This is a genomic window from Acinetobacter sp. 826659 (assembly GCF_000588515.1).
In the GTDB taxonomy this organism is placed as follows: Bacteria; Pseudomonadota; Gammaproteobacteria; order Pseudomonadales; family Moraxellaceae; genus Acinetobacter; species Acinetobacter pittii.
This window is the reverse complement of sequence record NZ_JFYD01000003.1, coordinates 214,289-238,549: the sequence shown is the minus strand read 5'-3', so window position 1 is coordinate 238,549 and position 24,261 is coordinate 214,289. Positions and strand designations below refer to the sequence as shown.

24 protein-coding genes, 2 tRNA genes and 2 pseudogenes are annotated in these 24,261 nt (G+C 38.9%); 16 read left to right on the top strand and 12 right to left on the bottom strand.

The features are described 5' to 3' along the window. Nucleotides 1–35: 35 nt before the first annotated feature. Nucleotides 36–1,535 carry a PLP-dependent aminotransferase family protein gene (locus tag J663_RS08145; protein ID WP_017402825.1) on the bottom strand — a complete coding sequence of 500 codons (1,500 nt, stop codon included), beginning with the start codon at nucleotides 1,533–1,535 and terminating at the stop codon, nucleotides 36–38. A gap of 156 nt (nucleotides 1,536–1,691) precedes the next feature. On the opposite strand from J663_RS08145, the gene gabT reads away from it, so the two are divergent. Both gabT and J663_RS08135 read left to right on the top strand, forming a co-directional pair. Continuing rightward, the gene (gene gabT, locus J663_RS08140) at nucleotides 1,692–2,984 is read left to right on the top strand and encodes a 4-aminobutyrate--2-oxoglutarate transaminase (protein ID WP_033849017.1); all 1,293 of its coding nucleotides are present in this window, start codon (nucleotides 1,692–1,694) and stop codon (nucleotides 2,982–2,984) included. After that, nucleotides 2,981–4,429, top strand: a complete 1,449-nt coding sequence (locus tag J663_RS08135) for an NAD-dependent succinate-semialdehyde dehydrogenase (RefSeq protein ID WP_033849014.1) — start codon at nucleotides 2,981–2,983, stop codon at nucleotides 4,427–4,429. The genes gabT and J663_RS08135 overlap by 4 nt, the downstream gene beginning before the upstream one ends. A 104-nt stretch (nucleotides 4,430–4,533) precedes the next feature. Here the strand turns inward: J663_RS08135 and J663_RS08130 are convergent, their stop codons facing one another. Further along, on the bottom strand, nucleotides 4,534–5,508 hold the full coding sequence (locus J663_RS08130) for a LysR substrate-binding domain-containing protein (protein WP_033849013.1): 975 nt from the start codon (nucleotides 5,506–5,508) through the stop codon (nucleotides 4,534–4,536). A gap of 20 nt (nucleotides 5,509–5,528) precedes the next feature. Further along, nucleotides 5,529–6,155 (bottom strand): isochorismate family cysteine hydrolase YcaC, encoded by a 627-nt coding sequence (gene ycaC / locus J663_RS08125; RefSeq protein WP_033849011.1) that lies wholly within the window; start codon nucleotides 6,153–6,155, stop codon nucleotides 5,529–5,531. A gap of 277 nt (nucleotides 6,156–6,432) precedes the next feature. On the opposite strand from ycaC, the gene J663_RS08120 reads away from it, so the two are divergent. The 4 genes from J663_RS08120 to J663_RS08105 all read left to right on the top strand — a co-directional run bounded on the left by J663_RS08120 (nucleotide 6,433) and on the right by J663_RS08105 (nucleotide 10,306). Further along, nucleotides 6,433–7,305: a pirin family protein gene (locus J663_RS08120; RefSeq protein WP_033849009.1), complete on the top strand. Its 873-nt coding sequence runs from the start codon at nucleotides 6,433–6,435 to the stop codon at nucleotides 7,303–7,305. Nucleotides 7,306–7,744: 439 nt separating this feature from the next. After that, the gene (locus J663_RS08115; RefSeq protein WP_050598812.1) at nucleotides 7,745–9,043 is read left to right on the top strand and encodes an FAD-dependent oxidoreductase; all 1,299 of its coding nucleotides are present in this window, start codon (nucleotides 7,745–7,747) and stop codon (nucleotides 9,041–9,043) included. Between the two features lie 4 nt (nucleotides 9,044–9,047). Further along, nucleotides 9,048–9,875, top strand: coding sequence for an SAM-dependent methyltransferase (locus J663_RS08110; protein WP_033849008.1), 828 nt, complete (start codon nucleotides 9,048–9,050; stop codon nucleotides 9,873–9,875). Between the two features lie 8 nt (nucleotides 9,876–9,883). Then, entirely contained in the window at nucleotides 9,884–10,306 is a 423-nt protein-coding gene (locus tag J663_RS08105; RefSeq protein WP_005066916.1) for a GFA family protein, read from the top strand. Between the two features lie 536 nt (nucleotides 10,307–10,842). On the opposite strand, the gene J663_RS08100 is transcribed toward J663_RS08105, so the two are convergent. Then, nucleotides 10,843–11,226 carry a hypothetical protein gene (locus tag J663_RS08100; protein ID WP_033849006.1) on the bottom strand — a complete coding sequence of 128 codons (384 nt, stop codon included), beginning with the start codon at nucleotides 11,224–11,226 and terminating at the stop codon, nucleotides 10,843–10,845. A 165-nt stretch (nucleotides 11,227–11,391) separates the two neighbouring features. Here J663_RS08100 and J663_RS19310 point away from each other — a divergent pair, with 165 nt between their 5' ends. After that, nucleotides 11,392–11,532 carry a hypothetical protein gene (locus tag J663_RS19310; protein ID WP_139117106.1) on the top strand — a complete coding sequence of 47 codons (141 nt, stop codon included), beginning with the start codon at nucleotides 11,392–11,394 and terminating at the stop codon, nucleotides 11,530–11,532. Nucleotides 11,533–11,535: 3 nt separating this feature from the next. Here J663_RS19310 and J663_RS08095 read toward each other — a convergent pair. Further along, a tRNA-Thr gene (locus J663_RS08095) sits at nucleotides 11,536–11,611 on the bottom strand. 124 nt (nucleotides 11,612–11,735) lie between these two features. Beyond that, on the bottom strand, nucleotides 11,736–12,980 hold the full coding sequence (sxtP, locus tag J663_RS08090) for a multidrug efflux MFS transporter SxtP (protein WP_033849004.1): 1,245 nt from the start codon (nucleotides 12,978–12,980) through the stop codon (nucleotides 11,736–11,738). Nucleotides 12,981–13,119: 139 nt separating this feature from the next. Between sxtP and sxtR the strand changes: the two are divergent. Further along, nucleotides 13,120–14,041: pseudogene (gene sxtR / locus J663_RS08085) on the top strand (multidrug efflux pump transcriptional activator SxtR). Here the strand turns inward: sxtR and J663_RS08080 are convergent. Continuing rightward, nucleotides 14,038–14,925: a DMT family transporter gene (locus J663_RS08080; protein ID WP_033849002.1), complete on the bottom strand. Its 888-nt coding sequence runs from the start codon at nucleotides 14,923–14,925 to the stop codon at nucleotides 14,038–14,040. The pseudogene sxtR and the gene J663_RS08080 overlap by 4 nt on opposite strands. 228 nt (nucleotides 14,926–15,153) lie before the next feature. Here J663_RS08080 and J663_RS08075 point away from each other — a divergent pair, with 228 nt between their 5' ends. Together J663_RS08075 and J663_RS08070 are read left to right on the top strand one after the other, a co-directional pair. Next, nucleotides 15,154–15,897 carry a hypothetical protein gene (locus tag J663_RS08075; RefSeq protein WP_033849000.1) on the top strand — a complete coding sequence of 248 codons (744 nt, stop codon included), beginning with the start codon at nucleotides 15,154–15,156 and terminating at the stop codon, nucleotides 15,895–15,897. Nucleotides 15,898–15,916: 19 nt separating this feature from the next. After that, nucleotides 15,917–16,309 carry a hypothetical protein gene (locus J663_RS08070; RefSeq protein ID WP_033848998.1) on the top strand — a complete coding sequence of 131 codons (393 nt, stop codon included), beginning with the start codon at nucleotides 15,917–15,919 and terminating at the stop codon, nucleotides 16,307–16,309. A 45-nt stretch (nucleotides 16,310–16,354) separates the two neighbouring features. Here J663_RS08070 and J663_RS08065 read toward each other — a convergent pair whose 3' ends face one another. Next, on the bottom strand, nucleotides 16,355–17,356 hold the full coding sequence (locus tag J663_RS08065; RefSeq protein ID WP_033848996.1) for an aldo/keto reductase: 1,002 nt from the start codon (nucleotides 17,354–17,356) through the stop codon (nucleotides 16,355–16,357). A gap of 111 nt (nucleotides 17,357–17,467) precedes the next feature. Continuing rightward, a complete protein-coding gene (locus tag J663_RS08060; protein WP_033848993.1) occupies nucleotides 17,468–18,370 on the bottom strand; it encodes a helix-turn-helix domain-containing protein in 903 nt (300 codons plus the stop codon). A 763-nt stretch (nucleotides 18,371–19,133) separates the two neighbouring features. Here J663_RS08060 and J663_RS08055 point away from each other — a divergent pair. The 4 genes and pseudogenes from J663_RS08055 (at nucleotide 19,134) to J663_RS08040 (ending at nucleotide 22,108) form a co-directional block, all read left to right on the top strand. Further along, nucleotides 19,134–19,685 (top strand): TetR/AcrR family transcriptional regulator, encoded by a 552-nt coding sequence (locus tag J663_RS08055; protein WP_033848992.1) that lies wholly within the window; start codon nucleotides 19,134–19,136, stop codon nucleotides 19,683–19,685. Between the two features lie 150 nt (nucleotides 19,686–19,835). Then, nucleotides 19,836–20,756, top strand: a pseudogene (locus J663_RS08050) (pyridoxal-phosphate dependent enzyme). 69 nt (nucleotides 20,757–20,825) lie between these two features. Continuing rightward, on the top strand, nucleotides 20,826–21,182 hold the full coding sequence (locus tag J663_RS08045; RefSeq protein ID WP_033848990.1) for a hypothetical protein: 357 nt from the start codon (nucleotides 20,826–20,828) through the stop codon (nucleotides 21,180–21,182). Between the two features lie 44 nt (nucleotides 21,183–21,226). Continuing rightward, on the top strand, nucleotides 21,227–22,108 hold the full coding sequence (locus J663_RS08040; protein ID WP_033848988.1) for a hypothetical protein: 882 nt from the start codon (nucleotides 21,227–21,229) through the stop codon (nucleotides 22,106–22,108). A gap of 61 nt (nucleotides 22,109–22,169) precedes the next feature. Here the strand turns inward: J663_RS08040 and J663_RS08035 are convergent, their stop codons facing one another. Both J663_RS08035 and J663_RS08030 read right to left on the bottom strand, forming a co-directional pair. Further along, nucleotides 22,170–22,388: a DUF6500 family protein gene (locus tag J663_RS08035; RefSeq protein WP_033848986.1), complete on the bottom strand. Its 219-nt coding sequence runs from the start codon at nucleotides 22,386–22,388 to the stop codon at nucleotides 22,170–22,172. Nucleotides 22,389–22,415: 27 nt separating this feature from the next. Continuing rightward, complete coding sequence (locus J663_RS08030) at nucleotides 22,416–22,751, bottom strand: winged helix-turn-helix transcriptional regulator (RefSeq protein ID WP_033848984.1); 336 nt, start codon at nucleotides 22,749–22,751, stop codon at nucleotides 22,416–22,418. Between the two features lie 116 nt (nucleotides 22,752–22,867). On the opposite strand from J663_RS08030, the gene J663_RS08025 reads away from it, so the two are divergent. Together J663_RS08025 and J663_RS08020 are read left to right on the top strand one after the other, a co-directional pair. Beyond that, nucleotides 22,868–23,425: an NAD(P)H-dependent oxidoreductase gene (locus tag J663_RS08025; RefSeq protein WP_033848983.1), complete on the top strand. Its 558-nt coding sequence runs from the start codon at nucleotides 22,868–22,870 to the stop codon at nucleotides 23,423–23,425. Between the two features lie 161 nt (nucleotides 23,426–23,586). Continuing rightward, nucleotides 23,587–24,045, top strand: coding sequence for a hypothetical protein (locus J663_RS08020; protein ID WP_033848981.1), 459 nt, complete (start codon nucleotides 23,587–23,589; stop codon nucleotides 24,043–24,045). 69 nt (nucleotides 24,046–24,114) lie between these two features. On the opposite strand, the gene J663_RS08015 is transcribed toward J663_RS08020, so the two are convergent. After that, a tRNA-Ser gene (locus J663_RS08015) sits at nucleotides 24,115–24,204 on the bottom strand. Between the last annotated feature and the right edge of the window lie 57 nt (nucleotides 24,205–24,261).

The window sequence follows — 24,261 nt, the reverse complement described above, 5'->3', positions numbered from 1 at the left end:
GGCTCTTTTTTATTTGTTTTAATAACAGGTGAAAGTTAATTTAGCGTTGGTACACCTGCTTCACGTAAGCACTGAAGCAAGACGCCAAAAGCCATCACCATATCTTTTTCATTTACACAGGCAAAGCCCATCAACAGCCCGCGCTCTGCATGTGCATGTGACTGCATGTAGTATTGAGATAAGGGACGAACTTTGACACCACGTTCAAGCGCTGTGGCTGCAATCGCGACATCATCGCAAGAGTTCGGTAATTTTAAAACTAGATGTAATCCTGCCGCTTCATCATATTCATGAATAAACTCGGGGCCAAGATAACGTTGAATTAAGCTCACCAAGTAGTCGCGGCGCTTGCCATAGAGTAGGCGCATACGGCGAATATGCGCTTCATAATGGCCTTCACGAATAAATTCAGCTAGAGCTTTTTGCTCAAGCAAGTGCCCACCACGATACAGCTCGGCTGCCACAATGCGTAATGGTGAAAATAATGGCTTAGGTACGACTAGATATCCAATTCTTAAGGATGGATAAATGGTTTTACTGAATGTGCCCATGTACAGCACAGGCGCATCATTTTCTAAGCCTTGTAAAGATGGATAAGGCTGGCCTGAGAAACGGAACTCACTGTCATAGTCATCTTCGACAATCCAGCTATTGTGCTGACGGGCAATCTCAATCAGTTTACGTCGGCGGTTTAGGCTTAAGTGAGAGCCAAGCGGATATTGGTGTGAAGGTGTGACAAAAATGAGTTTAGGAGGCTTTGCTGGATTTTCCTCAGGAATAATACCTTCAGCATCGACAGGCATTGGCTGAATATCAAGGCCATTGATACGTAACGTATTACGCATTCCCCAATAAGCTGGATCTTCAATCCAGATTTTATCTCCCATATCGCTGAGCGCACGTGAGACTAAGTCGATCGCTTGGTGAATGCCTTCGGTAATAATAATTTGGTCAGCATCGCACTGGACTGAACGCGCAACACGTAAGTAATCTGCCAATGCACTTCGAAGCTCAATACATCCACCAGCATTGCTATAAATCAGGCGGTTAATGTCAGGCTCTCGGCTTAAACGTGCTTGAATACGACTAAAAATATGATGTGGGAACTCAGTCACATCTGGTGCTCCCGGCACGAAAGCTCCCCATTGGTGTGGCGACGCTGCGGCATAGCCCAATAAGTTGGAACCACGCTGTGATAGCGCATAAGAATTTTGAACTTTCGGGCTTGAAACCACTTTTTTCTTGTTTTGTGTATTTAAAAAACTCTCTGGTAATTTTTCGGCAACCCATGTGCCGTGTCCCGTACGGGCTTCTAAGTAACCTTCAGCCTGTAGCTGTTCATAGGCAGTGAGCACTGTATTTCTTGAAACATGAATTTCACTGGCTAAATCGCGTGACGCAGGTAGACGAGTCTTGGGCTGGATGACTCCATCAATAATGGCACCACGCAGGCAACGGAAAAGGCGTTGATGTAGTTTCCCTTCAGTGTCCTGTTGGAGTCTTTGCAGCAAATGATCTCCAAGTAAACTACGCAATTGGCTCTCTCCTACAGTTAAAAAGTGGCTCTCGTCAGTTGGCATCAGACGAGCGAAATTACATGCATAGGCAGTCGTTGTAAAGCACCCTGAAAATTAAGCACAGGATGCAAGAAACCAAAGCTGCAACTGATGATGAAAATATGAGGGAATCAAATGGATAATCAACATTCTGCACTTAACGCACGTAAACAGCAAGCAACTCCACGTGGTGTAGGCGTGATGTGCCAGTGGTATGCAGAAAAAGCTGAAAATGCCACGCTTTGGGACAAGGAAGGCAACCAATTTATCGACTTTGCTGGTGGTATCGCGGTTTTAAATACAGGCCATCGCCACCCTAAAGTGATTGCAGCGGTGACTGAGCAACTCACTAAATTTACGCATACTGCCTATCAAGTAACACCATATGAAAGCTATGTCGCTTTAGCTGAGCGTATTAATGAACGCGCGCCAATTGCTGGTCCTGCAAAGTCTGCTTTTTTCACAACAGGTGCAGAAGCAGTTGAAAATGCGGTGAAGATTGCTCGTTCTTACACAGGTCGCCATGGCATTATCACTTTTGGTAATGGTTTCCACGGTCGTTCATTCATGACCATGGCAATGACAGGTAAAACGGCTCCTTACAAACGTGATTTCGGCGTAATGCCAGCGGGTGTGTTCCATGCACGTTACCCAGTGCCTGCTAAAGGTATTTCAGTAGACGCGGCAATTGAAAGCGTTGAAGATATTTTTAGTGAAGATATTGCACCACATGATGTTGCTGCAATTGTGCTTGAGCCAGTACAAGGGGAAGGCGGTTTCAATGTTGTGCCAGCTGATTTCTTAAAACGTTTACGCTCAATTTGCGACAAGCACGGTATTTTATTGGTTGCTGACGAAGTGCAATCAGGTTTTGCCCGTACTGGTAAATTGTTCGCAATGAACTATTACGAGACTAAAGCAGACCTGATCACCATGGCGAAAAGCTTGGGCGGCGGTTTCCCAATTTCAGGTGTTGTGGGCCGTGCAGAAGTGATGGATGCACCAAACCCAGGTGGATTAGGCGGTACTTATGCAGGTAGTCCAATTGCGGTTGCTGCTGCGCACGCGGTTATTGATGCAATTGAAGAAGAAAACCTATGCGACCGTGCAAATGAATTAGGTGCAGAGTTAGTCGCTACCCTTAAAGATATTCAGCAAGCAACAGGCGACGTCGTAACTGATATTCGTGCATTAGGTTCAATGGTTGCGGTAGAGCTTGAAACAGCTGAACAAGCAAAAGTTGTACAAAACTATGCAATGGAAAACGGGTTGTTACTTCTTACTTGTGGTAAATACGGTAATGTAATTCGTTTCTTATATCCATTAACCATTCCTGCTGAACAATTCCGTCAAGGCCTTGATATCTTGAAACAAGGTTTTGCAACTCTAAAAGCAGGTAGTGCAAAAGCAATGGAGCAATCTGCATGATTCAAAATACTTTGCAGTATTTATTAAAACATCCTGATATTTCATTAGAAGCGCCTGCATCAAATGACTATATCGAAGTTAATGATGCTGCTACAGGTGAAACTTTGGCATGGGTAAAAACCTATGACCGTGCAGGGGTTGAAGCCGCAATTAACCGTTCAGCAAAAGCGCAGGCTGCTTGGAAAAAGCAAACTGCTTTGGCGCGTGCTGATGTGCTATTGGCATGGTACAACCTCATGCTTGAGCACAAAGAAAATCTGGCTCAAATCTTAACAGCTGAGCAAGGTAAGCCATTAGCAGAAGCACGTGGTGAAATTGGTTATGCAGCATCTTTCATACGATGGTTTGCCGAGCAAGCTCGCCGTATTGATGGTGAAGTGTTGACGCCAACCTTGCCAAACCAACGTCTGCTCGTGATTAAACAAGCGATTGGAGTTACTGCTGCCATTACGCCGTGGAACTTTCCTGCTGCCATGATTACGCGTAAAGCAGGTCCAGCCATTGCTGCGGGTTGTTCAATGTTGGTTAAACCAGCAGAACAAACGCCGTTAACCGCCTATGCACTTGAAGTATTGGCGTTACAGGCAGGTTTACCAGCTGATGTTTTAATTAACATTAGTGGTGATGCGGTTGAAGTGGGTAAAACCCTATGTGAAAGCGATATTGTTCGTAAGTTAAGCTTCACAGGTTCAACTCAAGTTGGCCGTATCTTGATGCAACAATGTGCGCCAACCATTAAAAAGCTTTCACTTGAACTCGGTGGTAATGCACCAGTTGTGGTATTTGACGATGCTAACCTTGAGCAAGCAGTTCAGGGCATCATGGCAAGTAAATATCGTAACAGCGGTCAAACCTGTGTGTGTGCTAACCGTATTTATGTTCAAGACGGTATTTACGATGCATTGGCAGAGCGTTTGGTTGAAGCTGTGTCTAAGCTTAAAGTTGGCGATGGCCGTCAAGAAGGTTCAACTCAAGGGCCTTTAATCGATGAAGACGCGATTGCAAAAGTTCAGTCTCATATTGCAGATGCAACTGAGAAAGGCGCGACAGTTCGTATTGGTGGTCAGCGTTCGGCACTTGGCGGTACATTCTTTGAGCCAACAGTTTTAACTGGCGTAACGCAAGACATGAAAGTGTCTAAAGAAGAAACTTTTGGTCCACTTGCACCACTATTCCGCTTTAAAACTGAAGATGAAGCCGTAGCAATGGCGAACGATACTGAGTTCGGTTTAGCTGCTTATTTATTTACTCAAAGCACAGCTCGTCAATGGCGCGTGGGTGAAGCACTTGAGTACGGTATGGTCGGCATTAACACGGGCGCGATTTCAAATGAAGTTGCTCCGTTTGGTGGCGTAAAACAGTCAGGTCTAGGTCGTGAAGGTTCAAAATTCGGCATCGAAGAATATGTCGAGATGAAATACCTTTGCGTAGACTTATCTGAGTAAGGAATAAAGCGAGTTCGCTTTGTTCTGAACGAAAACATACAGTTATGCTGTATGTAATGTTTCACAAAAAACCGGTCATGCCCATTCATGACCGGTTTTTTATTTTAAGTCGATAGATAGCCATCACGACTTTCAGGCAAACGCCTGAGTTCATCAATCAGCGTTTCAATGAGTTTTTCAACCACCAGACGCTGACCTTTTCTTGAAACATATACCAATTGCAGCGTACCAATATTCGACTTCCAGTCAGGAAGAATATGAACAAGCGTACCTTTACGAATTTCAGATTCGACGGTTAAAAAAGGAAGGTCGGCAATGCCTAAACCATCCATCACGGCATAGTAAACGCCTGCCAAATCATTACTTTTTATTCGTGGTTGATAAGGTACATCAACCGATTCACCATTACGAATATTGCATAAATGCCAAATAGGATTTTGTTTTTGAGTACCTAAGCTAATACTCGGAAAGTCCTGTAATTCAGAATAATGCTCAATAGTGCGGCCTTGTAATAATTCAGGCGAAGCCACCAGACAATGATCGGTTTTAATCACATCACGAACAATTAAATTCGAATCTTCATTGGGTTCAAAATTGGTACGAATCGCGAGGTCGATGTCATCATGCAAGATATCTACTCGACGGCTGGTTAGCTCGAGTGTGATTTCAACTTTGGGGTAGGTTTTTAAAAACTGATTTAAAATTTTTCTAATTTGAAAATGCATCATCAGAGGTGGGCAACTTACTTTTACCAAACCTTGAGGCTCACTTTTTTGCTTTAATAACACGTTTTCTGCACATTCAACTTGAGTAATAACTTTGCAGCATTCCTCATAAAACTCTTGGCCTAAATCGGTCACCTTAAAATGACGTGTTGTTCTTTGAATCAGGCTGACATTAAATTTATTTTCAAGGTCAATAATGCGTCGGCTGAGCTTAGATTTACTAATATTTTCAGCATCACTGGCTGCACTAAAGCCGCCGTGTTTTACGACTAAATAGAAATAATAAAAATCATCAAAAGAACTTATCAATGTCCGATCAATCCATTTAAATTTAAGATTAGAGCGCTTAAGCACTCTAATCTTGGCAATTGAACTTATTTTTGGCTAGTGTTGTGATTGTAGCTTGAAATCAGGTTACGGTAGTCAGGAATGTGATTTGAGAACAATGTACCCAAACCTTCGATGTCGTTACGCCAGTCACGGTGTAATTCACATGCCATACCAAACCACGTCATAAGCTGAGCACCTGCTTTTGACATACGGTCCCAAGCAGCATCACGTGTTAACTCGTTGAAAGTACCAGAAGCATCAGTAATCACAAATACTTCAAAACCTTCTGCGAGGGCAGATAAAGCTGGGAAAGCCACACAGACCTCAGTCACTACCCCTGCAATAATCAGTTGTTTTTTACCTGTCGCTTTGACTGCTTTTACGAAGTCTTCATTGTCCCAAGCGTTAATTTGACCAGGACGTGGAATAAAAGGTGCATCTGGGAAAAGTTCTTTTAATTCTGGAACTAAAGGACCGTTTGGACCGTTTTCAAAACTAGTGGTAAGAATAGTTGGTAAATTAAAATATTTAGCAGCATCAGCAAGTGCTAATACGTTGTTTTTAAATTTATCTGGGTCGATATCTCGAACTAAAGAAAGTAAACCTGCTTGATGGTCAACTAAAAGAACCGCAGCATTATCCTTGTCTAAACGCACGTAATCTTGAGCCATTTTTTATGTCCTCGTGTTATCAAAATAAATAATCAAAAATTATTGAGTAGGTCGTTATTGCCTAAAATTATGCTAGTTGAGTTTGTTGTCGTGATTAAGTCTAAAAAATAGGATTAAGAATTTTAAAAATAGGACGATCTTAAAAAGAGTACATTAAATTCTATGATTGTCTCATAGATGAAATAATGTGTTGCTAATCCTGATCTATAAACTGCAATTGTTGAGGCGTAAAATCAATACCAGTTCAAGAAAATCCTACATATATAGGAGAGATCAGATGAAGAAATTTCTTGGTGCATATCAAAATAACCACATGCATTGGGTGGGTGATGGTTTCCCTGTATATAACCTATTCTCTTATGACCGTTTAGGCCAAACCCTAAGCCCATTTTTGCTACTCGATTATGCAGCGCCTTATACATTCTCGCCAACGACTGAACAGCAAGGTGTCGGTTCGCATCCTCACCGTGGCTTTGAAACCGTGACCATCGCCTACCAAGGTGAGGTGACTCATAAAGACTCAAGCGGCGGTGGCGGAACCATTAAAACTGGTGATGTACAGTGGATGACTGCTGGTGCAGGCGTGTTGCATGAAGAGTTCCATTCTCCTGAATTTGCTGAGCACGGTGGTCTTTTTGAAATGGTGCAATTGTGGGTAAATTTACCTGCTCATTCAAAAATGACGCCTGGAAAATACCAAGCGATTGAAGCGAAGGATATTCCAGACATTGCACTAGACGAGCACGGTAGTCATTTACGTGTGATTGCAGGTGAATATGCAGATGCAAAAGGTGCTGCAACTACATTTAGTCCATTAAATGTATGGGATGGTAAATTGGCTAAAGGCCAAAAACATACCCTCTATGTACCTGAAGGTCACACCACGCTTGTTGTGATATTAGATGGTGCGGTTGTGGTCAATGATGCAAATCGTCTGGAAGGTAAAACCGTTGCGATTTTATCTCGTGAGGGTGTTGAGTTTAGTTTAAATGCAGAAGAAGACACTAAATTCTTAGTATTGACTGGTCAACCACTCAATGAACCGATTGAAGGTTATGGTCCATTCGTCATGAATACCAAAGCCGAGATTATGGAAGCGATTAATGATTTTAATCGTGGAAAATTCGGTTCACTCATGCAAGAAGGTTAAATTGTTTAATTGTGCTTAATTGGCTATTAAAGCAAAGTAATAAAAAGCCCGCTATCAAGTGTGAATAGCGGGCTTTTTCGCTGTAAAGATTCTATTTTTATGATGGTTTTCATTATTCTCTCGGCATTGTTTTGTGTGATTTGCTTCTCATTATTATGGGCTAATGATATCTTAAAAAAAGATAGTTGTAAAACAAATGATATAAATATAGTTAAATTATCTTATTTTATTTAAAAGATTTTTTTTAAATTTTCAAAAAATATAAGGTTTTATCGGCTTCTCTAATTTTGTAAAAAAATATAAAAACTTGATCTGCTTAGCAGCTAAATATTTTCTATATAAATTGATGCAAAAAATAAAAATCTGGTAGTTTTTAATACGGTGTTTTTTTGGGGTATGAGTGATAATCAAAAAAATTCTCGAAAAATGGGACATCATTTTGAATATCGCAATTATTGGCAGTGGAATGGCAGGTCTTGCGGCAGCAAGAATTCTGAAAGATGCAGGGCATACGATCACGATATTTGAAGCACTTCCTGGCCGGGGAATGGATAGCCATAGCATTGAGTTCGATGGTGGAATTATTGATGCACCGCTACGTGTGATGAATCCTCACTTATGGAAAAATACACTCAGCCTTGCTGCTCATTTAGGTATTAAAACCTTTCCAGTTCGTACTTATATGTCATGTAGCTGGTTATTCGAAGATCGTACGGAAACATGGTTAACGACATCTCGTAGCCGTATTGGTAATTTCCCGATTATTAATAACCGTAAAGGCATCCAGCAATATGGCTGGCGTCTTGTGAAAGGGATGTTGCAATTAAAAACTGCGATTCACCAGTTTTTCAAATCTAAAAATCAAGATATTACCCTCGCTGAATTTATTAATCAGAACGATATTGAGGAAGTATTCTGGCATGGTGTGGTTATGCCAGTGCTCTATACAATCTGTACGTGTAATCCGAAAACAATTGGCGATTGGCCTGCAAAAAACTTACTTGAGTTTTTACGTCACTTAACTGATGGCGACATGTTATTGCGCATGAAGGGTGGTACACCTGCATTTGTAGATAGCTTGATTAAAGACATCGATATTCATAGCGGATCGGCAATTAAGAAAGTTGAGCAACAAGGCGAAAAAGTACTGGTTGAAAACAGCCAAGGTGAACAAAACTTATTTGATCGAGTGATTGTTGCAACGCCAACGTCTAAAATCGATGAGTTTTTAAATCCTGAACAGTTTGCAGAAGATATGAACTTGCTTAAGCAATTCCGCTTTGAACAAGGCGATCTTGTGATTCATACCGATGCGACAGTCATGCCGCCACGCCGTAAAGACTGGTCAGTGTTGAGCTACATGATGGACCGTAAGTTTACGCGTCAGCAATTTACAGTTTGGATGAATGCGGTTGAGCCAACACTCGTGGGTAAAAATCCTGTATTCCAAACTTGGCGTCCAGTGGTTGATATTGACCCTAAAAAAGTTATTTCAAAAGTGACTTTAACGCGTGCAGTTGTAGACTCACAAACGGTTGCTTTAAACAAAGAATTGCAACAACGTCATTTAGACCCAAGCCGTAAAGTATTCTACTGTGGTTCATGGTCGTGTGATGGCTTGCCAATTTTAGAGTCAGCAGTGACTTCTGCCATGCATATTGCTGAAATTTTAGGTGCACCTTTACCATTTGTAGGCTTAAAACCTAAGGTGGAAGTTGCCCCAGAACTCGGCTACTAAAATTGTGAAAACAAAAGTTCGAGCAGCTCTCTTTCGATTCATTCCTCATAAATATGCAATTGATGCATCAAGCTTAGGGGATGATGGGGAGCTTGCTTGGACAAATTTGGGTTTTTGGAAAAATACCCAAAACTACCGTGAAGCTTGTTGCCAATTGGCTGACCATTTGGCACAGGCTGTCAATTTAAATTCAAAAGATCATCTCTTAGATTTAGGCTGCGGACAGGGTGCAAGTTTGTTGCACTGGTTACAGCATTATCAGCCTAAAAGCCTTAGTGCAGTTGACTTACAAGCCCAATGTGTCCATAAAATTCAAAAACTTATTCCTGAAATAAGCCAGATTTTTTGTGGTTCATTTTTAAATTTAAAGCAATTTGAATTTAAACAATGCTTCGATGTGGTGATGTGTATTGATGCCGCTTATCACAGCAATTTAAATTCATTTCTAGATTCCATCGCTCCAGTTTTAAATTCAAAAGGACGATTAGGTTTTCACTATCTAATGCGTGCCGATTCATGTCAAAACATGACCGCTCTACAAGAACGAAAGCATCGTTATTTATTCAAAGCAGCAAATGTTGCTTGGAATGCTGTGCCAAATGAAAAAATGCTGAGAACTACCTTGGAACAACAAGGTTTTGTCGATATTCAAATTGAAGATTTATCTAAGCAAGTGTTACTCGGTTTTTCGCAATATATTCAAAAACAACAAGGACAAAAGCAAAGCCGAGGATTGGCAAATTTTAAAATTCAAATGACTGCAAAGTTATGCCAACAACTCTACCAAAATGGATATGTACGTTATATTCAAATCACAGCAATAAAAAAATAGGATGAGCTATGTCAGCCAAATATCAAGGATCGTGTTTATGTGGAGCTGTGAGCTACCAAAGTGAAGCGGAGCCACGTTATAGCTTTAATTGCCATTGCCGTGATTGCCAAAAGGCAACAGGTTCAGCATATGCACCAATTGCTTTTTTTCACCAATCTGAATTGAAAGTAAGTGGCGAGCTTAAATATTTTGAGACTTTGGGATCTTCTGGCCGAGCTATTAAAAGAGCGTTCTGCCCGACGTGTGGTTCTCAGCTTTTTGGCTTACCTGAAATTGCGCCTGAAATGATTTCAATACGTGCAGGTACGCTTGATGACCCGAGTCTCTATCAGCCTAGAGCAGAGGTGTTTGTGAGCCAAGCCTATGCATGGGATACCCTGAACCCAAACCTTAAACACTTTGAAAAAATGATAGAGAAGAGCAAGAAATAAAGCTTAATTAAAAAAGCCAAATATTCCTAAAATAATCACTAAAGTAAGGCTACCAATAGCTAGAAATAATATAGTTTTTCTATATTTTAGCTGCGGCATTTTACTTACAATGAAAATAAGGCATGCGAGTATGAGCGCTAAGGGCTGAAAAATATTTGATGGCAAAGTAAACATCTCGTTCCTTGTTATTTTTAAATTTATTTTAGAAATAAAGTAATAATCTCATTATATCGTCTTTTTATTTAATTGACGAACAGAACTTGTTTATAAATTCATATTTTTATTTCCATGATAGATCAATCAAGTTTTAAATTTAAAAGAACCATGTACGCTTTTTCGTACATACATTCGGGAAATTTGCGTCTTTTTATGACGTGATGAATTGCCTATGATGAACTCATCAGGAACAGGAAGTTCCGAAACGTAAAACAACAATAATAAGTTTAAGCATCAGGACGTGAGGTATTACAGGAAGTGTACCTAGTAACGAAATACGAAAAAAGCCCAACAGGATGTTGGGCTTTTTTCATTTCTTATTAACGAATTTCTTTACCACCTAAGGCAGCACAGTTAAATGGTGTATTCCATTTCACAGCAGTACCTGTGAGTACTGGGCGAACAATACGCCAAGGCCAGAAGCCAAATCTTTGGCTTTGGTGATAATTAATTACCACATCTGCACCATATTTACGGGCAACGGTAGCTAATTTAGGTTTTACTTCTTCAAAACCACCATAGGTTCCTTTCGCGGCTTTAATACGTTTAATAGATTTATAGTGCTCTGCTGAAGGGGTACCCTCAATTAAGCAAATAGGTGGATTTGCAGTAGTTTGAATTTGAGGTTGAGATGCAGTTTCTTGAGCATATGTTGTTAAAGGGAATGCTAGAAATAAAGCAGATAAAATAAAACGAAGTTTCATACTTTTCCGTATTGGTATCTTAATGAATTAAAGTTTATAAAATAGGTCTTATTTATATGACCTTATTTGGTGGCGCATTATAATCTTATCTTTTTCATATTTCTTATTTTAAAATTATATTTTTTAATAAATTAAGAACGTATATTTTTCTGTTAAAAGAATAAATTGGTTTTAGAAAAAAATTTTGAAGCTCGAGTTTATAATAAAATTTTAGGTAAATACCTTCATTCAAAACAGTATGAATATACTATGCCTAAAACCACAGACAACAAAAAACCCCATAAATCAAATATTCATGAGGTTTGATGATGGTGCCGGCACACGGATTCGAACTGTGGACCTACTGATTACAAGTCAGTTGCTCTACCAACTGAGCTATGCCGGCAATGTGGAGTGAATTTTACAGTTTCTTAAAAAAATTACAAGCCAAAAAATGAGCATTTAAATTTTTTCATATCATTTTTAAATTCTCATAGGGTTTAGCCTGAAAAAGTTAGGGTTTCAACGCATTAATGCGCTTTCACGTGTTTTGTATAAATGACTAAAAATATCCCAAGTAATGACAGTACAACGGTTAAGCCAACAATCGCATTCCAACCACCGTGCAACCAGAACCAACCACCTGCCGAACCGACAATACTTGAACCCATATAGTAAAAAAGTAAGTAGAGCGAACTAGCATGTGCTTTAGCTTGTTTGCTTTCAGCTCCAACAGAACTACTGGTGAGTGAGTGGGTAATAAAGAAACCCGTAGTAATAAATGCAATACCAATAATAATGCCGAAAAGAGAAGTGAGCAGGGTCATGAGACTTCCCACAATCATTAAAGCAAAGCCACTCATCATCATGGTTTTTTTACCGAAACGCTCGGCTAGTGTTCCTGCCAACGATGAAGACACCATGCCAAAGCTATACGACAAGAAAATAAGGCTAATTTGCGTCTGACTGAGTGAATAAGGCGCTCCACTTAAACGGAAAGTGGCATAGTTAAACAAGGTGACAAAAACACTAGTCAGCAAGAACCCAATGGCAAACAGGCGTAATAATTTTGTATTGCTTAAATGAGCACGCCACATTTGCATGTGAAAATCTAAATTTAGCCCTTTTTTCTGCACAAAATTACGCGAAGCAGGCAGTAGTTTTAAAAAGGCAATCGAGCAAATAAAACAGATTGCTCCAAGTAAGCCTAAAGCAGTTCGCCAAGAAAAATATTCAACCAAAATACCCATGCCGACACGGCCCATCATGCCACCAAAAGCCGTACCTGAAATATATAAACCCATAGTTTTACCTAGGTGCTCAGGTGCAATTTCTTCGGCAATCCAAGCCATCGTCACTGCGGGAACACCACCGAGCAGTAAACCTTCTAAAGCGCGTGCTATAAGCAAGCTGTGCCAGTTAGGGGTAAACATTGAGACAATATTAAGAATTGCTGCACACAGCATTGATGTAAAAATTACACCACGACGGCCAAGGGCTTGTGAAAAAGCACTCGATAGCACAATTGAAATCGCTAAAAAGGCAGTCGTTAATGACAGTGCTAAAGAGCTACTCGCAGGGCTAATTTGGAAACTTTGGCTAAATGCGGGCAGGAGTGGCTGTACACAATAAATCAGAGAGAAACTGGCAAAACCTACGAGGAATAAAGCAAATCCTGCGTATTTATAGGCTTTAGTCCCTTTGTGAATCCACTCACGGGAAAGAACAGAAGTTGCCTCAGTGTTTAAGGTACTGGGTGTAGATAAAGAGCTCATATCATGACCATGACAGAAAGAAAGTGCAGCGCTTGAAGGCGTGCTGCATCGAGAAAATTCGATAAATTAAAATTAGCAATTTGAATGGTATTTTTCTAATATATTTAACAATGGATCATGATATGTTTTATATATAGTGATGGAACTAAGACATATACGTTACTTTTTAGCAGTAGCAGAAGAAAAAAACTTTACCAAAGCTGCGCAACGCTTAAACATGAGCCAGCCGCCTTTAAGCATGCAAATACGAGACTTAGAAGAAGAGCTAGGTGCAGATTTATTTATTCGATCACCTCATGGGGTGGGGCTGACCGAAGCAGGGCTTGCCTTTTTAAATGCCATTCAGCCCGTACAGCAGCGTGTAGAAGATGCAGCGAGCTTAGTTAAACAAGTGGCAAATGGCGAAGTGGGCCAATTGCGATTAGGCTTTACAGGCACTTCAATGTTGAACCCTTTAATTCCTAAATGTGTTCGCTATTTCCAGCAGCAATACCCGAAAGTGAATTTAAAGCTTGAAGAAGCCAATACTTTACTACTCATCGATTTATTGCTTGAAGACCGTTTAGATGTCGCGATTATTCGCTCACCACGCAACATTCCAGATAGTTTAATTATTCAAGAATTATTAGCAGAACCCCTCATTGCTGCTTTGCCTTCCGAGACTTTTCAACTCGACGATGCATCACCAGAAATTGATTTAACGGCGCTACGAGAGCTTGATTTTATTGTCTCGCCCCCTTCCATTAGTGCAGGGCTTTTTGATGCGATTAAACAAGCCTGTCATGAGCATGGTTTTGAACCAAAAATTGGACAAAATGCTCCGCAAATTGTGTCAATTTTATCGTTGGTATCTGCAAATTTAGGGGTGTCTTTGGTTCCCGAGTCGACCAAACAATTGCAAATACAGGGTGTGGCTTATCGGTCTTTAAAAGCACCTGTACCTACGGTGGGGTTAGGGCTTGCTTATAAGAAACATAACCCTTCGCAAATGGCAATTAACTTTGCCAGTGTGGTACAAGTGGCTTGTCACCATGCGGACGAATATAAATGAAATTGGCTAGTTTGATTTTGGCGTTCTGTTCATTAAAAAAATGCCTGCAATAATAAAAATCGCGCCATATAAAAACGATAAAGTCGGCTGTTCGTGAATGAAAACCCAAGCCATAAGTGCTGCAAAAATCGGTTCAGAAAGTTCGGTCACTTGTACCTTGGCCGCACTCATATAAGACAATGCTTTGGTGGTGCAGAAAAAGCCGAGTATGGTCGGCAGAACAGCTAAACCAATCAAACCTAAAATAATGTCACTATTAAAATTAATACTGTGAAAATTAATTAAAAACGGAACCGCAAGATAAACGCTACCAAACAGCAGTAAGTATTTAGTCAGAAATAGTCCGCCGTTTAATTTGAACTTTTTCACTAAAACCGAAAATAGGCCATAACCCGTGCCGGCAATAGAAGCATTGATCAGCATTAAAAGGCTATTTTCACCTTTCCATGAAATGATACTAATACCGGCAACTGCCAATAATGTTCCAATAAGAGAGTGAATGTAGATACTTTCTTTTAAAATGAATCGACCAAAAAATAGGGCGGAGATGGCAGCCGAAGCCATGAGTACCACCACCACATTGGCTGCAGCACCGTGGTTGTAGGCAATGGTTTCGAAAAAGAATAAAGAGAAAATTCCTAAAAAAGCACATATGGCAATTTGAGTAAAAACGCTGAGTTTACTTGGCGTGCTGCTAATAAAAGCAAGCTTTTGGCTAACAGGGACTTTAAATAAAAACACACTTAAAAAGAAAAAGGCGATAATGGTTTTTAAAAAGGCAATGTCTTGTGGGTTTAAACCACTGTGCATGAGTAATTTACTAATTACACCAATAGAGGCATTGAGTGCAGCTGCACAAAGCGCAAATAGGCTTCCAATAATTAGATTATTCACTCTTATAATTCTTCCTAAGTTTTACGCATGCAGTCTACAATATTTTTTGGATGAATATTCAACAAAAATAACCAATTAACGCTTAATATTTTCAATGATTTATTTTGAATTGATTTAATCAGTTTTATAAAAACATAAACTCTTCTAAGAGACTTTTGTTTCAAATAATTGTGATTTATAGCGCCAACTCATATTATATAATTAGTTAATTATTAAAGAATTTTAAAAATGATTAAATCGATTATTTCTGGTTGCGCGGTTCTTACACTTTCGGCTTTGGCGGTGACTCATGCAGAGTTTTCTTATGAACAAGAATTACAACAAGGCTGTAATAAAGTGAAGCAATATGCGAGCTTAGGTAAGAAATTCTACGACCAAAAACAATATAAAAAAGCGCTCGAAAATTTCCAGAATCAAGCCTCTTGGACTGCATTTTGTAAAGCCAATGCAGACGAAACCACAGTTAAATTTACCGACCGAGATATTGAAGTTGCCAACAATAATGTGGGCTTAGCCTATGCTAAATTGGGTCAACCACTCTGGGCAAAATCTTGGTTTATGCTTGATGAAAAATCAAAATCTAGCCAGTTTAATCTTAAGCAATTACCTACACCTAAAGCATCAAATGACCTATCAGGTGAATATGTCCGTTACTCTGGTTTTGGGGAGTGGGATCACATCACGGTAAGCCGTGAGAAGGGCCAATATGCAATTAGCTATGCTGGTTTATATATGGGACTTAGAAGCTTAATTTATGGCCCAAACATGGGTGAGTTCGACACCAAAATGCCGTCTAATAAAAAGCAAACGGTTTATAAAAATGAAGACTGTCGCATTCAGCTCGATTTTAAAACCAATGCGAAGTTAGGAAATTATATTCAGGTTAAACAAAGCGAAGGCGAGTCGGGCTGTGGCTTTGGACATAACGTTTATGCCGATGGAACGTATTTAAAAGTTGAGTCTGGAAAATAAAAACGATAGGAACACAATAATGAAAAATATATTTGCGCCTTTACTACTTCTTTCGACGGTTATTTTTTCTGCTCACATTTATGCAGAGCCGACTAGCACCTGTAAAGAAGTGAAATTCCAAAAAGCCGATCAGGTATGGAGTGGGCACTATTATTTAAATGGCGTGATGGAAGTGGGTTCGGAGCTTTTACTTCAACCAGACGGAAAGTTTCAATGGATGCTCGCTGTTGGCGCTTTAGATCAATATGCCGAAGGCACATGGTGGAAAAACGGTGACTGTATTGGTTTAAAACCAGAGGCTAAATTTAAAAAGGATTTAAGTATATTCCCTGAAAGCCTAACGATTTCGGATAAATCCTTAGACGCGATTTGGGAAGGTGGACGCCAGCAGGGCACATATAGCAAAAATTAAATTAAAAAGTCCGACACAGAGTCGGACTTTTTTATAGCTTCGTTTTTAATGATTGACCGCAGCAAGTTGCTGAGCGTTATAGCGTGCGCCCATGTTTGGATATCTCGCAATAATCGCTTCAATTTCTGCCAAATCTGCCGCTGTTAAATGAAGGTCTACAGCACCTGCATTTTCCACAAGTCGCTCGATTTTACGCGTACCCGGAATTGGCATAATGTCGTCACCTTGCGCCAAAATCCAAGCCAAAGCCAGTTGAGCCGCTGTCGCATTTTTGCTTTGAGCAAACTCGCTGAATGCTTGCGCCAAGCTTTGGTTATTTTTCCAGTTATCGCCTTGATAACGTGGCAACTGACGACGGAAATCGTTTTCGTCTAGGCTACCCACATCAAGCGTATTGGTAATTAAACCACGTGACAGCGGTGAATATGGCACAAGGCTAATGCCTAACTCACGAATAGTTTGAAAGTGAGTATCTTCCAGCTCACGAGTAAGCAATGAATATTCATGTTGAACCGCTGCAATCGGATGAATCGCATGCGCTTTACGAATAGTTTCAGCCGACGCTTCACTGAGTCCTAGGTAACGAACTTTACCTTGTTTGACCAAGTCAGCCATTGCGCCAATGGTGTCTTCAACTGGAACATTTGGGTCTATGCGGTGCGCATAATACAAATCAATCACGTCTGTATTTAAGCGTCTTAAACTGTTTTCGACCGCAACTTTAATCCACTCAGGAGAACCGTCGATATAAGACTCTAAAGAGTTTTTCGGGTTAAGGTTGTCTTCTTTATAGCGGAAGCCAAATTTGGTCGCCAAAAATACTTTGTCGCGATGTTTTTCTAAAACTTTTGAGAGTAAAACTTCATTTGCGCCGTTGCCGTACATGTCGGCAGTGTCCCAAAAGTTAATACCGAGGTCTAAGGCCTTTTCTAGAGTGGCAATGCTTTGTGTGTCATCTGAGGCACCATAGGCAAAGCTCATTCCCATGCAACCTAAACCAAGTGCTGATACTTTTTCGCCTGTTTGTCCTAAAGTTCTATATTTCATTTTTCACACTCTTTTTGCAAAATCACTTGAGTAGAAAAACTATAAAATGCTTTGGCTCAAACTGACGTATAACATTCAAACCAATAATTATAAAATTCAAACAATCTGTTTTTAGGCTACGCAGTCTTCACGGAACTTTTTAGGTGAAAAGCCCGTGTTTTTCTTAAAGAAATTGGTGAAATATGCTGAATATTCAAAGCCTAAGCTATACGCAATTTCAGAAATATTCCAACTGGTGTGCTGTAGCAGCGCTTTGGCTTCTTGCGTAATACGCGAGCTAATATGCTCAGAGGTGGTTTTACCTGTGGCTTCTTTTACAGCTCGGTTTAAATGGTTCACATGCACCGACAAGCCATAGGCATAGTCATTTGCTGTTTTGAGTTTAAGCTGAAAATGGGGCGAGTCAATTGGGAACTGGCGTTCTAATAATTCAAAGAATAAATGGCAAATCCGAACCGCAGCATTGCTATGTTTTTCAAACTGTTGGGTCGGTTGCATTTTCATGGCTTCATGCACAATCAGGTGCAAATAGTTTCTTAAAACGTTGTATTTATGAATATAGTCTGAATTTATTTCAGTCATCATCTTTTTGAAAATAAATGAAATTTCTTCAATTTGTTGGTCATTTAAAAAATACAGCGGGTCGCCGTCGACTTTAAATAGTGGTGAATCTTTTAAAAAGCTTTGTCTTGACTCTTGGTTTACAAACTCTTCGGTAAATAGACAAAACCAGCCTGCTTGTTCGGGCGAATTAATTTCCCATGCATAGGGAACCATCGGGTTTGAAAACAGTAAAGCAGGGCGGTCGACTCGTATCCAGCGGTTGGCGTAGTGAAGTTCGCCTGTGCCTAAAACCAGTGAAATTTTATAATAATCGCGGCGGCTATAAGGTGTGAGGAACGAGCAAGCATCACGTTGGAACACGTTGAAATGTCCAAACGAGGTCGATGGAATCGAGTAATCGCTATCTCTGGTTAAAGAAAAGCGGCGATAAAAATCATGTATGGTTTCCATGTTTTTGCCTGCGTGCGTTATCAATTTATTTAAAGTTATAAAATTCAAACTTTATTTACTGTAGCTTTTATTTATAGCGTGATCAATCGGTTCATTTAAACAGGTTTGAAAATGAATGATAAATTAACAATGAAATGACTAGAAAAACTAAACTTTAAGAAAATATATTCTTAAATCACTATGCCAATGAAAATTAAAAATAATCTTTATAAATGAATAGCCAATATCACATTGACACTCAAAAACTCGCGGATTATCCTTTGCCTGCTGGCCACATTGCCAGTGGGTTTTAGCAGACCCTTTTACACAAGAGTACTAAAAGCTTGCTTTTCAGTACTGGATCCTTACGTCCCCCTTTTTTCTATGGTAGGACGGAGGGGGACGCGCTTGCGCGTGCTGGGTCCTTGTGTACCAGTCTGCTAACCCCTTTCGTTCTGCCACCATTATTTAGCAGTAATCGTGGTAGTTCTTCTTTAATACACAAGGAGTTCGCCATTATGCGTACTATTTCATCTCTCTCGTTGGCAACCTTCGCCAAAATCTTTGACTCTATACCTAACTGGTCTTTAAAACGGTTTAATCGACTCTAGGTTTTAAGCCATAGGTCATTACGACTAAAAAATCATAGCAACAATAAAACCCGAGATAGGCGAGCACACCATTTTTGTGCGGCTTTTGCATGCCTGTTTTTAGCGCTCAATTTAAGAGTGACGGCATTTCTATCTCTTTTATTTACAACAAGAAATTATTTTAAACGGTATACATGAAAAATTTAGAAGCTTCCTTTCGAGCGACGCGAGCGCTATACACAGCAGCAGAGTTATTTAAACAACATGGCTTCAACAAGGTCGGGGTGGACCGAATTGTTCGCGAGGCCAAAATGACTAAAGCCACCTTTTACAACTACTTTCACTCCAAAGAAAGACTGATTGAAATGTGTTTGTTGGTTCAAAAGGAACAGTTAAAAGAAAAAGTGCGGGCGGTAAGCGAGGCTCGCCAATATCCAGATTTGGTTCATCAACTCAGGCAAATTTACCTTTTACATGCTGACCTAAAAGGTGCCTATTACCTTTTGTTTAAAGCGATTTTTGAAATTAAAAAGCTTTATCCAAGTGCGTATCAAACTGCACTCAGATATAGGCGCTGGCTTAAAAATGAAATTTTTTGGGTACTGAGGGAATCTAAAAAAAGAGCCACATATGAAGAGTCTGATATTTTTGTATTTATGATTGATGGCGCGATTTTTGGACTTTTAGGTTCAGATCAGGCAAAGGACAGAGATACATTGCTTGAGTATTTTTTAAGGCGGGTTTGATGGAGGGAAGGCCCGACGGGAGTTGGGCTTTTAGTAGCTAAAAGAAATTTTTTATATTAAAGATTGCGAAACTCGTTTTTGCTTAAGAGTGGAATAAATGATAAAACACAAAGGATATTAATCCCTATTTTTCAATAAAATTTATTAAATATGAACCCAAAAACTCCTTGTATTAAATCAAATAAATTAAGTGAACTAAATAATTGTAATATATGGCTAAAAATGGAATCTTCACAGCCAACTGGTTCTTTTAAGCAAAGAAGTATTGGTAATGCTTGTCTGCAATATGCAAAAAAAGGTGCAAAAAAATTTATTAGTTCCTCTGGTGGAAATGCTGGGATTTCAGCTGCTTACATGGGAAATAAATTAAGTATTCCTGTAACTGTTGTTGTTCCTGAAACAACTTAATCACAAGCCATAAATCTCATGCAGCAAGAAAATGCAGAGGTTATTGTTCATGGGAAATCTTGGGTTGAAGCCAATGATCTCGCTCTAACTTATGTAAATTCAGAAGCTGTATATATTCATCCTTTTGATGACCAATATTTATGGGAGGGTGTTGCTCATATTATTGATGAAGTAATTTCAGACGGTGTGAGACCAGATGCAGTTATTTTATCTGTTGGCGGTGGAAGTTTACTCTCAGGAATTAGCCAAGGTTTAATAAAAAATTTACTTAATATTCCTATCTATGCTGTAGAAACAGAGGGAACAGCTTCTCTAAATACTTCTATCAAGACTGGTCAGCATGCGAAGTTAAATGAAGTAACTGGAATTGCTACAACACTCGCTGCTAAACAAGTATGCGAAAATGCTTTTAAAGTTTCGCAGGTTGAACAGGTTATTAGTTTGACTGTTTCAGATAAAGAAGCTCTAGCAGCTTGTTTTAATTTTTTAGATGATCATAGAACATTAGTTGAGCCAGCTTGTGGTGCGACTTTATCAGCCTTATACAATAAAAAATTATCCTTTTCTCCAACTGATAATATTTTAGTTATCGTGTGTGGAGGGGCAACGGTCACTTTGGAACAGCTGTTCAAATATTCGAAAGATTTAGCATTAGAAATATGAAATTTCTAATATATTTTAGAATAGATGCAAAATATTTTTAGTGTTATTCCCCGATAAGTAAAGGTTCTAATGAAGCATAAATTAATATTTATTTTCTCCATTATTCTCATAATTACAGGTTGCGGTAAAAAATATAAGATTACTCCAGAGGATTTGCCTGTCGCTCATATTAATCAAGAATACCAACAAATTATTAAGATTTCTGGAGGAAAGGTTATAGATAAATACGCTGAATTAGAAACGAATATTCCAGAAAATCTAGGTGTTACCGTTAAACCTGTTGATGACTTGGATGGATATAATGTTATACAAATCAAAGGTGTTCCAAAGTACAAAGGAAAATATACTATCCATATACGAGCTGACTTCTATGCAGGTGGTGATGCTGAAATTGACAAGACATATAGCTTTATTGTCCAAGATTAAAAATTATCGCAGAGTCGGGAAATAGCAAAGTAGAGAATTTAGTAATGACGGTAAAATTTAGACAATATTTCCTAATCTTTATTTTCGGATTATTACTTTCCGCTTGTCAGCCAGCCGCAAAACATAATGAAAGTTTAAATTCCCATCAGCAAGCCTACACTTTGCATATGGGTGAACAAGGTGTTCAAGATTTTTCAAAATATAGTGATGGAAATGTCGATAATCATCCAGCTGGCGTTAGCTTTAGAGAGCTTCAATTTTCTCCTCCTAACTTAGGAAAAATAACTATAGAGAATGGTTCTAATACTTTATCGATTGAGCATGTTTTCTCTGTATTAGGAACTCAATATGATAAAAATGAAGGGATCCAAGTTTTAGATATTGATGCTGGCTTTACAAAAGAAGAATTTGCTACCTCAGAGCAGGTTTATCAAAGCTATGTAGCTTTAATTAAGCGTATTAATCAGGCTGGTTGGAAAAACTATTTCTTTACAGATGCTCCGCGTATCGCTAAAGAAGATAATATTAAGCATCTATCGAAAAGTCGTGATGTCATTGACCCGAGTTATATTTTTAGCTTTGAAGAGTGGAAAAATATAATAAACAACAACCCGACAAAATCATTGGGTTATAGGTTGTATGCTAATGGGGTTATTTTAGATATCAGTTTAAAAAGAACAGCTAAGAATGAGCGGAATGAAGAACAATATATGCTTAGATTTAGCTTTCAGAGTGTGCGATACAATGAAAGAGACTCAATTCCTGACTCTGATAAAATGACACCTAGTGAATTCGAGCAAGCGTTTAAAAAAAGATTAATTGAAAATAAAAAATATCGGGAAAAGGAAGAAAGAAAAGCTAAGGCTGAAGGCTATCATATCGATGAAGAATATATAGATCCTGATGTTTGGTCTTATGTTAAGTAATTAATTTTTAAGTTTAAAATAATGAAAAGGCTTAAATTTAAGCCTTTTCGAATAACTCTAATTACCGCTCATTTAAAACCAACTGTTTAATCTTAACTGCCTTCTCGAAGTGATCTAGCTTGTGTACCATAATCCACCAATGCGCTGCTTCCATCAGTAACACAGGGTTATCATTCTTATTTTTAAAAAAAGCATAAAAAGATAGACCGACATTGTCTCCTTTTTTTTCAATTTTATCGTCGCATCCCTTAATAAAAATTTTTCTTAATTCATTTCTCATATTTAGTATCACTTCAAGTCTATAAAACTAAGACGGCTTATTTTGCTCGCCCCATTGGCACATCATATCTAACAAAGGAATTAAAGACTGTCCTCTTTCTGAAAGACGGTACTCAACTTTAGGCGGAATTTGAGGATATTCCTTACGAATAATAAGCTTGTCTCTTTCCAATTCTTTAAGCGTATTGCTGAGCGTTCTAAACGAAATATTGCCAATGCAGCGTTGCATCTCATTAAAACGCATGACATTTTTTTCATACAGCCAATACATAATAATCATTTTATATTTGCCATTAATTAAAGAAAGAGTGTAGCCGAAACCTGTCTCTTCTAATGGCGTATGTGATGGAACGCATTCAGTCATTTTTAAAATCTACACTATCTTTTAGTATAGTATATAACACAAATTACCGTACTTATATTTAGGAAAGCACACTTCTATAATCGATTTATCTACTTTTCGATAAGAGTGTTTTCATAATGAAAAAGACATTAGTCATTGTTACCCACCCTCACATAGACCAATCAGTCGTAAATAAAAGATGGGTAGAGGAATTAGAAAAACACCCGGACCAGTTTACGGTTCATCAAATTTATCAGGCCTACCCAGATGGGGTGATTGATGTTGCCAAAGAGCAAGCATTGGTAGAAGAACACGAAAATTTAGTATTTCAATTTCCGGTGTATTGGTTTAATTGCCCACCGCTTTTGAAACAATGGCTTGATGAGGTTTTGACCTATGGTTGGGCTTACGGCTCAACAGGTGACAAACTTAAAAATAAAAAATTTATGTTGGCTGTGTCTGCTGGTGTGAAAGAAAAGGTCTATTCAGAATATGGTGAATATAAGCTTTCTTTAGAGCAGATTTTTACTCCATTTAAGCTAACAGCTTTATATATTGGGGCGGACTATCAACCGCTTCATGCATTTTATGGTTTAGATACAAACCCTTCAGAAGATGACGATGTTCCGACTCATCAAGACATCGAAAATAATGCGATTGAGTATGTTCAGAAGTTATTAGCGTTGTCTGAGTAAATTTAAAGAAAGGAAGGCCTGAACGGGTGAGTTTGGGTCTTTAATAATTGTACTTCTAAGAGAACTTGGACATTTTAAATAAGAATAGTAGAGTAGATTTTTAACATATTATTTTAATTATTTATTTAACACGGCATTTTAAAAATTAGAAAGGAAGCCAAATGCTAAAGTCTAGAATCTTTGTAACTATCGGACTACTTCTTGCTGGACTATGTTTATTTGCAGCCTTTAAATCATACGAGAAAAAGGCTAACGCTGAAAAAGAACAAGCGAGTCGAGTTGCTATTTCCTTTTTTGATTCACTTTCAAATGGAGACGCAGCCGCAGCATATAAATATGTTTGGTTAGGCGAGAACTTAAATATTCGAAATGCTGAAATACCCCAAATTTATAAAGATTCAAAAGTTCTAGAAGTGCTAAAAGTTCGTTACGACTCAGCAAAAAATAGACCTGATTATTATCAACAATTTTATAAAATGATTTTACTCGTCATAAAGATAAAAACAGTACATGCAGATCTTGCTGGTAATCCTGCTGGAACCTATATTGTGTTTGTAACTGTTGTACAAAAAGATCCGAAATCTAATTGGCTTGTTACTGAGTTAGGTAGTGGGGCTTAATTGGGATAATAAAATATTTAGCCAATAAAAAAGACCCAAATCTAAACGATTTAGGTCTTTTTTGAATTCTGGCGGTGAGAGAGGGATTCGAACCCTCGATACGCGCAAACGTATACACACTTTCCAGGCGTGCTCCTTCAGCCACTCGGACACCTCACCAAGGCGTGCGATAGTAACTAAAAAAACGAGTCCTGCCAAGATTTAAGACGAGCATTA

Coding starts and splice junctions, on each gene's coding strand:
- sxtP (WP_033849004.1), bottom strand. CDS start 12,980: ATGAGCTCTTTATCTACACCCAGTACCTTAAACACTGAGGCAACTTCT.
- J663_RS08100 (WP_033849006.1), bottom strand. CDS start 11,226: ATGAAACTTCGTTTTATTTTATCTGCTTTATTTCTAGCATTCCCTTTA.
- J663_RS08020 (WP_033848981.1), top strand. CDS start 23,587: ATGCTAAAGTCTAGAATCTTTGTAACTATCGGACTACTTCTTGCTGGA.
- J663_RS08040 (WP_033848988.1), top strand. CDS start 21,227: ATGACGGTAAAATTTAGACAATATTTCCTAATCTTTATTTTCGGATTA.
- gabT (WP_033849017.1), top strand. CDS start 1,692: ATGGATAATCAACATTCTGCACTTAACGCACGTAAACAGCAAGCAACT.
- J663_RS08075 (WP_033849000.1), top strand. CDS start 15,154: ATGATTAAATCGATTATTTCTGGTTGCGCGGTTCTTACACTTTCGGCT.
- J663_RS08055 (WP_033848992.1), top strand. CDS start 19,134: ATGAAAAATTTAGAAGCTTCCTTTCGAGCGACGCGAGCGCTATACACA.
- J663_RS08035 (WP_033848986.1), bottom strand. CDS start 22,388: ATGAGAAATGAATTAAGAAAAATTTTTATTAAGGGATGCGACGATAAA.
- J663_RS08105 (WP_005066916.1), top strand. CDS start 9,884: ATGTCAGCCAAATATCAAGGATCGTGTTTATGTGGAGCTGTGAGCTAC.
- J663_RS08065 (WP_033848996.1), bottom strand. CDS start 17,356: ATGAAATATAGAACTTTAGGACAAACAGGCGAAAAAGTATCAGCACTT.
- J663_RS08120 (WP_033849009.1), top strand. CDS start 6,433: ATGAAGAAATTTCTTGGTGCATATCAAAATAACCACATGCATTGGGTG.
- J663_RS08070 (WP_033848998.1), top strand. CDS start 15,917: ATGAAAAATATATTTGCGCCTTTACTACTTCTTTCGACGGTTATTTTT.
- J663_RS08025 (WP_033848983.1), top strand. CDS start 22,868: ATGAAAAAGACATTAGTCATTGTTACCCACCCTCACATAGACCAATCA.
- ycaC (WP_033849011.1), bottom strand. CDS start 6,155: ATGGCTCAAGATTACGTGCGTTTAGACAAGGATAATGCTGCGGTTCTT.
- J663_RS08135 (WP_033849014.1), top strand. CDS start 2,981: ATGATTCAAAATACTTTGCAGTATTTATTAAAACATCCTGATATTTCA.
- J663_RS08045 (WP_033848990.1), top strand. CDS start 20,826: ATGAAGCATAAATTAATATTTATTTTCTCCATTATTCTCATAATTACA.
- J663_RS08060 (WP_033848993.1), bottom strand. CDS start 18,370: ATGGAAACCATACATGATTTTTATCGCCGCTTTTCTTTAACCAGAGAT.
- J663_RS08030 (WP_033848984.1), bottom strand. CDS start 22,751: ATGACTGAATGCGTTCCATCACATACGCCATTAGAAGAGACAGGTTTC.